Annotated in this window: 7 protein-coding genes; 2 read left to right on the top strand and 5 right to left on the bottom strand. The window is 55.2% G+C overall.

Annotation, left to right across the window (positions count from 1 at the left end):
* Positions 1-310: 310 nt before the first annotated feature.
* The 4 genes from FHT71_RS05465 to FHT71_RS31385 all read right to left on the bottom strand — a co-directional run bounded on the left by FHT71_RS05465 (position 311) and on the right by FHT71_RS31385 (position 4,460).
* Entirely contained in the window at positions 311-634 is a 324-nt protein-coding gene (locus tag FHT71_RS05465; protein ID WP_183719154.1) for a hypothetical protein, read from the bottom strand.
* A 192-nt stretch (positions 635-826) separates the two neighbouring features.
* Positions 827-2,050 (bottom strand): restriction endonuclease subunit S, encoded by a 1,224-nt coding sequence (locus FHT71_RS32270; protein ID WP_183719152.1) that lies wholly within the window; start codon positions 2,048-2,050, stop codon positions 827-829.
* Complete coding sequence (locus tag FHT71_RS05455) at positions 2,047-3,570, bottom strand: N-6 DNA methylase (RefSeq protein ID WP_246717954.1); 1,524 nt, start codon at positions 3,568-3,570, stop codon at positions 2,047-2,049. Before FHT71_RS05455 ends, FHT71_RS32270 begins: the two co-directional genes overlap by 4 nt.
* Positions 3,571-4,025: 455 nt before the next feature.
* Positions 4,026-4,460, bottom strand: a complete 435-nt coding sequence (locus tag FHT71_RS31385) for a hypothetical protein (protein WP_246717953.1) — start codon at positions 4,458-4,460, stop codon at positions 4,026-4,028.
* A gap of 810 nt (positions 4,461-5,270) precedes the next feature.
* On the opposite strand from FHT71_RS31385, the gene FHT71_RS05445 reads away from it, so the two are divergent.
* Together FHT71_RS05445 and FHT71_RS05440 are read left to right on the top strand one after the other, a co-directional pair.
* Positions 5,271-5,828: a recombinase family protein gene (locus FHT71_RS05445; protein ID WP_183719150.1), complete on the top strand. Its 558-nt coding sequence runs from the start codon at positions 5,271-5,273 to the stop codon at positions 5,826-5,828.
* 38 nt (positions 5,829-5,866) lie between these two features.
* Positions 5,867-6,919, top strand: coding sequence for a hypothetical protein (locus FHT71_RS05440; protein ID WP_183719148.1), 1,053 nt, complete (start codon positions 5,867-5,869; stop codon positions 6,917-6,919).
* Here the strand turns inward: FHT71_RS05440 and FHT71_RS05435 are convergent.
* Complete coding sequence (locus tag FHT71_RS05435) at positions 6,916-7,389, bottom strand: hypothetical protein (protein WP_183719146.1); 474 nt, start codon at positions 7,387-7,389, stop codon at positions 6,916-6,918. The two genes, FHT71_RS05440 and FHT71_RS05435, sit on opposite strands and share 4 nt — an antisense overlap.
* Between the last annotated feature and the right edge of the window lie 206 nt (positions 7,390-7,595).

The raw sequence follows: 7,595 nt of genomic DNA, 5'->3' as shown, positions 1-7,595 counted from the left end.
CGATCTCCAACCATTCCGTTCCGCTCCTATCGATGAAGGAGCTTATCTCACGGCCCCCATCACAAAAGAAAAGGTGGGCTGTTCGTCGCGCTCACGATCAATCTGGTCCGGGGTCCTGCCGAAATGCGAGGTTAGTGCGTCCACCGCTTCCCCACTCCATCCGCAAGCTCCTGCGGTTGAGCAAGAAAGCCTGCAAATTCCATCAAATGATTTTCGCTGAAGCCGGATAGAGATAGAGATGCCATCCGTTATAGTTTTGATCTCACAACGATTTCTTCGGAAGCCGCTTTCGACGGTCGACCGCACAACTCTAGATTTTCAAACCGTGGTTTTCTTCAAGGTAGCGCAGCAGCTTGTCGAGTCCATTCATGATATAGAGTTGGTTGGCACCGAAGGCATAGCAGCAGCGCTCGAGCATCTCGGGCGTTAGATCCCTAGCCTTGTACCGGAATTTGTGCTTCTCACCAGTGTCATCAATGAAGGTGAGCGGATACCGAAAGCTCCGCCCCTCTCCTTCAAAAACACCGCCTGGCCCCCAGTTCTGGATGCTCCCGTTGTAGCACTCGCTGCCAACGATGTACTCCAACTCTTCCAACAGCGCAGCGCGCTTCTTCGAAACCCTTGCCTTTGCCATAGCGCGCCCTCAGCCGTAGATTGCAACGGTAGTAGGGCTATCGCGGGAGGTCAACTAGATCACCGTCTCCCTCCAAAGAGAATGCGGGCCGGGACAAATCGCTCCCGCCGCAATTGTGACCTTGAAACACACGCAGCACGCAGCAGGCAAACCCGGTCAATGTGATTGGCGCCGGTACCGACTTCGTTTCTCTCATGCCGCATAGGCGGACTCGCGTATTCGCGTCAGTCCGCCCGCAAAGGCTTTTTGCAAGAGGGATCGACGAAGTTCATCTATGTCTTGGATCTTTTGCTCGTAGACCGTAGCGATGTCGCCGACCGGCTGCCGCATGCTCTCAACCCTTGCAACAACCTCCCTTTGCTTCGCTAGTGACGGCAAGACGATGGAGTATCCCTGCAGTTTCGCTGCGCTGATATTTGCTTGGTTCACGCTTTTGCCGGATATTGTGCGGCCATACTCTCGAACACTCTTGCTATTCAGAAACAGCGTGAGAAACTCAGGGTCAACCACTTCGGGTAGATAGTGAAGCCGGATAAGATACCCGGCAAAAATTGCGGGCTGCTCGCCGCGATAAATTGCAGCCTTACCGACATGCTCTAGACTATTTGTGCGGTTAAACAGCACGTCAAGCGGCCTAAGCCGTAGCTTTTCAATTTCCTTGTCATCATCTGTGTAGACCAAATCAGTCCAGTCGATTTCTCCACCCTGGAGGTTTCCCATACGCAAAACCGGAATTTTACCCTGCGGTTTTGACTTCGATGAGGTGCCGTACTGAAGGTGCGAGCAAATGTCGGCGATTTTTGCTCTCCGGCCATTCTCCAAGGCGGCGGCAAGTTCATGTTCAACCTGCAGCGCCAAAAATTCTCGCGCATGTTTGAGATTAGCTGCGGTGTTTACGCGGGCGCGATCCAGCCCCTCAAACGCCTCATCTAGAATTGCGACAATTCGCAGTTGCTCATCGAGTGGTGGAAGGGGAATTGGTACGCCCTTAAGCAAGCTTGCCTTAATACCCTGCACAGTGGCCCCGGTGGCACGAGAATGAATCTCGCGTTGCACGGTTGGCGAAAGTAGAGCGTACTTCAAGAAAGTAGAATCAACGTATCTTCGATCAGTCTTGAACGTTATCAACCGCTGCCCGATCACAACTTTTTCACGCGTCTCCAATTGAGCCACGTTTCCAAGAGGTGCCTCGGTGGTGAAAAGTACATCCCCGTATTCTGGAATTCCTCGGGTCATCCACCTGTCATATGCAGAGGGATCAATAAACTCCGCCGGCTGCAGTTGAACGAAACCCATTTTGACGTTCTTGGCTGTGATTAGCCGAACTCCATTTTCAACCTTGGGAGGAGTTTTGCCACGATAATCGATAAATTCAGCACATTGTCCGAGTGGCCTGAATTCCCAAGTAGTGTTCACAACAGCCCCCTGATGTTTTCCAATATTGCGGCTGTTTCAGCGTCGCGCGTAAGCATGTCCGCAATAATCTCCTCCGGGCTGCGCAAAGCAGGATTTCCTGATTCATTGGGGTTTTTAGCCGAAAGATCAAATGTCTCGTCCAACTCGGCGCGGTTGATCCGCCAGCTTTTCGGCCCTCCGGCGAAACTTCTTTGCAAGGCCACAAATTCCGAAAGATCGTCATCGTTCAATGGATTGGTCTTGCCCAGGCTTCGGCTCGGATTGAGCTGGTAGTACCAGATATCCTGAGTGGCGGCCCCTTTCTCAAAGAACAGCACGACAGTCTTGACGCCCGCCCCCTGAAACGTGCCTTGCGGGCAATCGAGGATTGTGTGCAGGTCGCAGCTTTCCAGCAGTTCCTTGCGCAGAGCCACGCTGGCATTGTCAGTGTTCGAAAGAAATGTGTTCTTGATCACCACCGCCGCCCGGCCTCCGGCCTTCAGCTTGCGGATGAAGTGTTGCAGGAACAGATAGGCGGTTTCGCCGGTTCGGATCGGAAAATTCTGTTGGACCTCGCGGCGCTCGCCGCCACCGAAGGGAGGATTGGCAAGGATAACATCGTGCCGGTCCTTCGCCTGAATATCCATCACGTTTTCATTCAACGTATTTGAGTGGATCAGGTTCGGCGCTTCGATGCCGTGCAGGATCATGTTCATGATCCCGATGATATAGGCCAGCCCCTTCTTCTCCTGCCCGTAAAAGGTTTTGGTCTGCAGCCGCTCATAATCCGACGCAGATAGGTCATCCCGGCGCATATAGTCATACGCTTCACAGAGGAAGCCAGCAGACCCAACAGCGCCGTCATAGATGGTTTCGCCGATCTTCGGATCAACCACCTTGATCATCGCCCGGATCAGCGGGCGTGGGGTGTAATACTCACCGCCATTGCGGCCCGCATTGCCCATGCGCCGGATGCGGCTTTCATAAAGCTGCGAAAGCTCATGGCGCTCCGCCTGCGTGTTGAAGGAGAGCCCGTCGATTGTCTCCAGCACATCCCGAAGGATATAGCCAGAGCGGAACTTGTTGCGCAGTTCAGTGAAGATTTCACCGATCTTGTACTGGATGGTTCGCGGACCCTCCGCCGTCTGCCGGAACATGGCAAGATAGGGGAACAGCTCATCATTCACGAACTTGACAAGGTCATCGCCAGTCCGCGCGGCATTGTGATCAAATTCACCGTTCTTCTTTGGTGCGGCCCACTGGTCCCACCGGAATTCGCCCGTGATGATCGGGGCGTAGTCCTCGCCATTGAGCTCCGCGCGGTCGCGCCGCTCGCTTTCCAGATCATCCAGATACTTTAGGAAGAGAACCCAAGACGTTTGTTCGACGTAATCCAGTTCATTGGCAACGCCCTCCTCGGCCCGAAGGTCGCGCTCTATTTGGTTAAATGCGTTATCGTACATGCCGCCGCCCCAATCACGGTTGGTCCAACCGGACCTGATTTCAACTGTGCGAAAGCTCCAGCGCGAAGCGCACAGCATAAGAACGGCGACCTTAGATTCTGGGCCACCGACGTGCAACCGTCCGAGGCGGCTACTTCACACCAATCTATTCTTGATCCCGAATGAGCGATCTTCGCCGAAAATTTCACAAAATTTGCGAGGGACGGCCGAACATCCCCTCCCGGGGCCCGCGTTCGGACCCTCGCTTTTTGAAGCGCGCAGCGGGCGACTCCGAGAGGCTATTCGACCTCACCCGAGAAGCTGTCAAGTGCTCGTGGTGGCGCATTATTAGGGGGAGCGGGATCGAGGAGTCTCAAGTTCCCACAACCTGCGGCACGAGGCCATCCGCTGGTTCTTCGAACGGGGCCTCTCGGTCCCGGAGGTGAGCCTGATCAGCGGCCACAAGGATGCTCAGATGCTGTTCCGGTACACCCATATGACCGCTGCGCACGTGCTGGCTAAGTTAGGCGAAGCTAACCGAACTGCCCCGCTCGTCAGGAGACTCTCTTCGTCTTCTTCGGGACGAGCGGGCGCAACCGGTCTGCGTACGAAGAGCACCCGTATTCGTTGCCCTCGGCGTCCCAGTCAATTATCGTTCCGCCGTCAGAGATCACCCTGATCTTGCAGTTTGCATTGTAGCTCTGCGTCTCACTACCGTAGATCGTCGTGTTGATGGGAGTGGTTCCCACGTAAGTCGTCGCCGTGCTGGTGGTCGGTACGGTATAAGAGCCGCTGTAATTCGTGGCCCAGACGTAGACCTTCTTTCCGGCAATCGTCATCTCTTGATCAGGATAGCCCAACGCCGCGAACGCTGCCTGCACCGGCTTTCCTTGGAGGCTAGTCATGGCGGGCCTCATCACATCCATAGAAGTGCAGCCTGCTGTGAGCGCGAGTGATAGGATAGAAAGTGCCTTGAGTGTCGTGTTCATTTACTAGAATCCCCCAGCTAGAAATTCGGGGATACACAACCCGCGAGTCACTGCCAAGCCGACTGCCGACGTGGAAAAAGATTGTCCCACCTCCAAGCCTAAATTTTCCACAAAATTTGCGAGGGAGGTTGGTACTTCGGCATGGCCCCCGGCTCCGTCGAACCCCGCCCCGGCCCGAGCAGAAGAAGTGACGGGGGGTGGGTCCGAGAAAGCTGAGCCATACCGTTTTCCCGCCCCGAGAACGGTCATGCAATGCGCCGGTAAACCGCACCCCGCCATTGCCCGTCCGACCAATCAAACGCGCCACCGCCCGCCCGCCGTGGCAACCCACACCCATCCAACCACGGGCCGGACCATCACCATCCACCGCACGGAACTACGGGACACGGCCACGACTCCCTGCCCGTAGCTTGTGTGCCGTCAGGTGGATATGGTCGCTAACTTTTTGATACGATACGTACGAGGTGGGTATGGCTTGGCTCCAATGGCACCGAACCATACCGCCCGCCTGATATGGCTTTAACCGTTTCGTTTAGATATGGCGGAGCTGTGCACGGCTTCCATTTCGGAAGAGACCATACCGTCACCTGATACGGCTTCATTCGAATGGAATGGATATGGCCGAGGTGGGTATGATTCTGCCCAAGTCGGGCGGATACGTATCGGCCAACACCCGAAGTATCACTCGGGCAAGCCCTAATGATCCCCGAGCTACCGCACCGTTCTCGGTATCACACGAGTTGTTATTGACATTTTGATCCTACAGTATCACAATATTTTTAATGTCATTGAGCCTATGGAACCACGCCCATGTCACAGCTCGTCGGCTATGCCCGCACCTCCACGACTGACCAAAAGGCCGGACTTGAGGCCCAACTCCGGGACCTAAAGCAAGCCGGATGCAACAAGATCTTTCATGAAGAGCTTTCGGCCCTCGCCACCAAGCGCCCCGAACTTGACCGGATGCTCGATTACGTCCGGGAGGGGGACACCCTCATCGTGACCAAGCCCGATAGGCTAGCGCGCTCCACGGCGGACCTTCTGGCCATCGCCCAACACCTTGAGGGCAAGCAGGTTACGCTCCGCATCCTCTCCATGAACGTCGACACGGCTACGCCCACGGGCAAGCTCATGCTCACCATCCTCGGGGGCATCGCCGCCTTCGAGCGGGACCTCATGCTAGAGCGCCAGCGAGAGGGCATCGCGAAGGCTAAGAGCGAGGGGAAGTACCGGGGGCGCGCACCCACGGCGAGGGCGAAGTCGGATGAGGTGAAGCGGCTCAAAGCCGAGGGACTGACTGGGGACGCAATTGCGGAAAAGCTGGGGATCGGGCGGGCGAGCGTGTTCCGGATTTTGCGTGCGCCGTAGTAATTGTTGAGGCGGCACCGTGCTACGAGGGGATTCGCATGTACAAAAGGGAGTCTGTTTTCGTTATTGGAGCGGGGGCCAGCAGTGAGTTTGGAATGCCCGTCGGCTCGCAACTTACGGAGCAGATACAAGCAAGTTCTCGTCTACGATTCTATCGATATCCAAGCCAGGACGAGGGTCCGGAGGCAATCAAAAGGTATATCCGGAGGACATTTGATTTAAGTAGTACGGAGCATTTTCCCGCAGCAAAGGCGCTCATTGAAGCGTTCAACCAAATCAATCACGGCGTCTTGAGCGCTGAAAGCATCGATGAATACATATACAGATACAGCAATGATGCGCAGATAGCCGAAGCGGGCAAATTACTGATTGCGCATCTAATTTCCATAGCCGAATCCGGCTCGCTCCTCTCCGAGGAACATAGGTTTCACGAGGATTCCGGATTTCGAAAACTGGATAAAACTTGGATTTGGCCATTCGCGAAGTCGCTAGTAATGGGCGTCAAGGCGAATGAGATTAATACCATCGGGCAGGGCGTAACCATCATCTGCTTCAACTACGACCGGTGTGTAGAGCACTATCTCGAACATTTCTTGGTGAGAACCTATCACGGCCTTGAACAAGAACAGGCACGATCAATTGTCTCGCAGATAAATATCATCCATCCCTACGGTTTGCTCGGCGACCTCAACGAGTTTCCATATGGCCAAACCGATAATTTTCATAAAATGGCCAATAATCTCATCACTTGGTCTGAGACGGGTGCCGACGAGGAGGAACTCGAAGAAAAGCAGAGTTCAATTCGACGCGCGATACTCTCCGCAAGACAGATCGTATTTCTTGGATTTGGCTTTGCCGCGCAAAACATGCGACTGCTGAATACAAAGCCGACAGAGAACAACTACAACACACCCACCGTCTACTCGAGCGGATACGGCATCGCCCGGGAAGAGGAGCAGTCATATTGCGAACGGATCATCGCCTGCTACTCAAAGGGAATTATGCAGAGCGAGGCGAACAAAGTTCACTTTCAGCTAGGGGAAAAGTGCGCGAAATTCTTCGAGATCAACCGTGCGAACCTAGTTCGTTAGACGTGAGTAGATGTTGATCGTGCGCGTTCCCTCGCCGCCTTCAAGCGTTCCGCAATCCCCTCCTTCCCAACAATAACGCCCCGCACCTCCCCGAGATCCGCATCCCACCCATCCGGCGCGGCCCACTTCCCCTCCCGCACGAGTGCCACCCGCCGCTTAGCCAAGGCCACCTGCCTCCCGAAGGCCAGCGCCCCCGCCGTGTCCACCGCCTTCGCGGTCCCGGGCACCACCCGCTTCGCCTCAACCTCGCGGATCAGCTTGAGGGCCTCCAGCCGCAGCGCCACGGCTTGCCCTTCGTCCTCTGCCACCCCCATCAGGTAGTCGTGCGTGAGATCGAAGACTTCAGACGGTGCCTCATACTTAATGATCGCTCGCGCCGCCTCGATTGCTTGGCTTTCCTTGACCTCGTTGGAAGTCATGATATCCAAAAGTGTGCCCAGCGCCTTACTTATTATCTGGCCGTCAGCCATTTGCAGCTCCATTTCGGGGAAGACCGGGACCAAAGCGGGGGACGAGTCCCACATCGGTCCCAAATTTTATCATTATTTTCCAATCGGTTATATCGGTTGGTACTCTTGGGACTGATGGGACTGATCTTTTGGAAATATCACCGGAAAAGGGGTGTTCCGAAAACGTCCTAGAAAGCGATCCGTCCCACGGTCCCATCAGTCCCATT

It is taken from the genome of Rhizobium sp. BK060, assembly GCF_014193145.1.
Taxonomy (GTDB): domain Bacteria; phylum Pseudomonadota; class Alphaproteobacteria; order Rhizobiales; family Rhizobiaceae; genus Rhizobium.
This window is presented reverse-complemented; position numbering and strand designations above follow the sequence as displayed.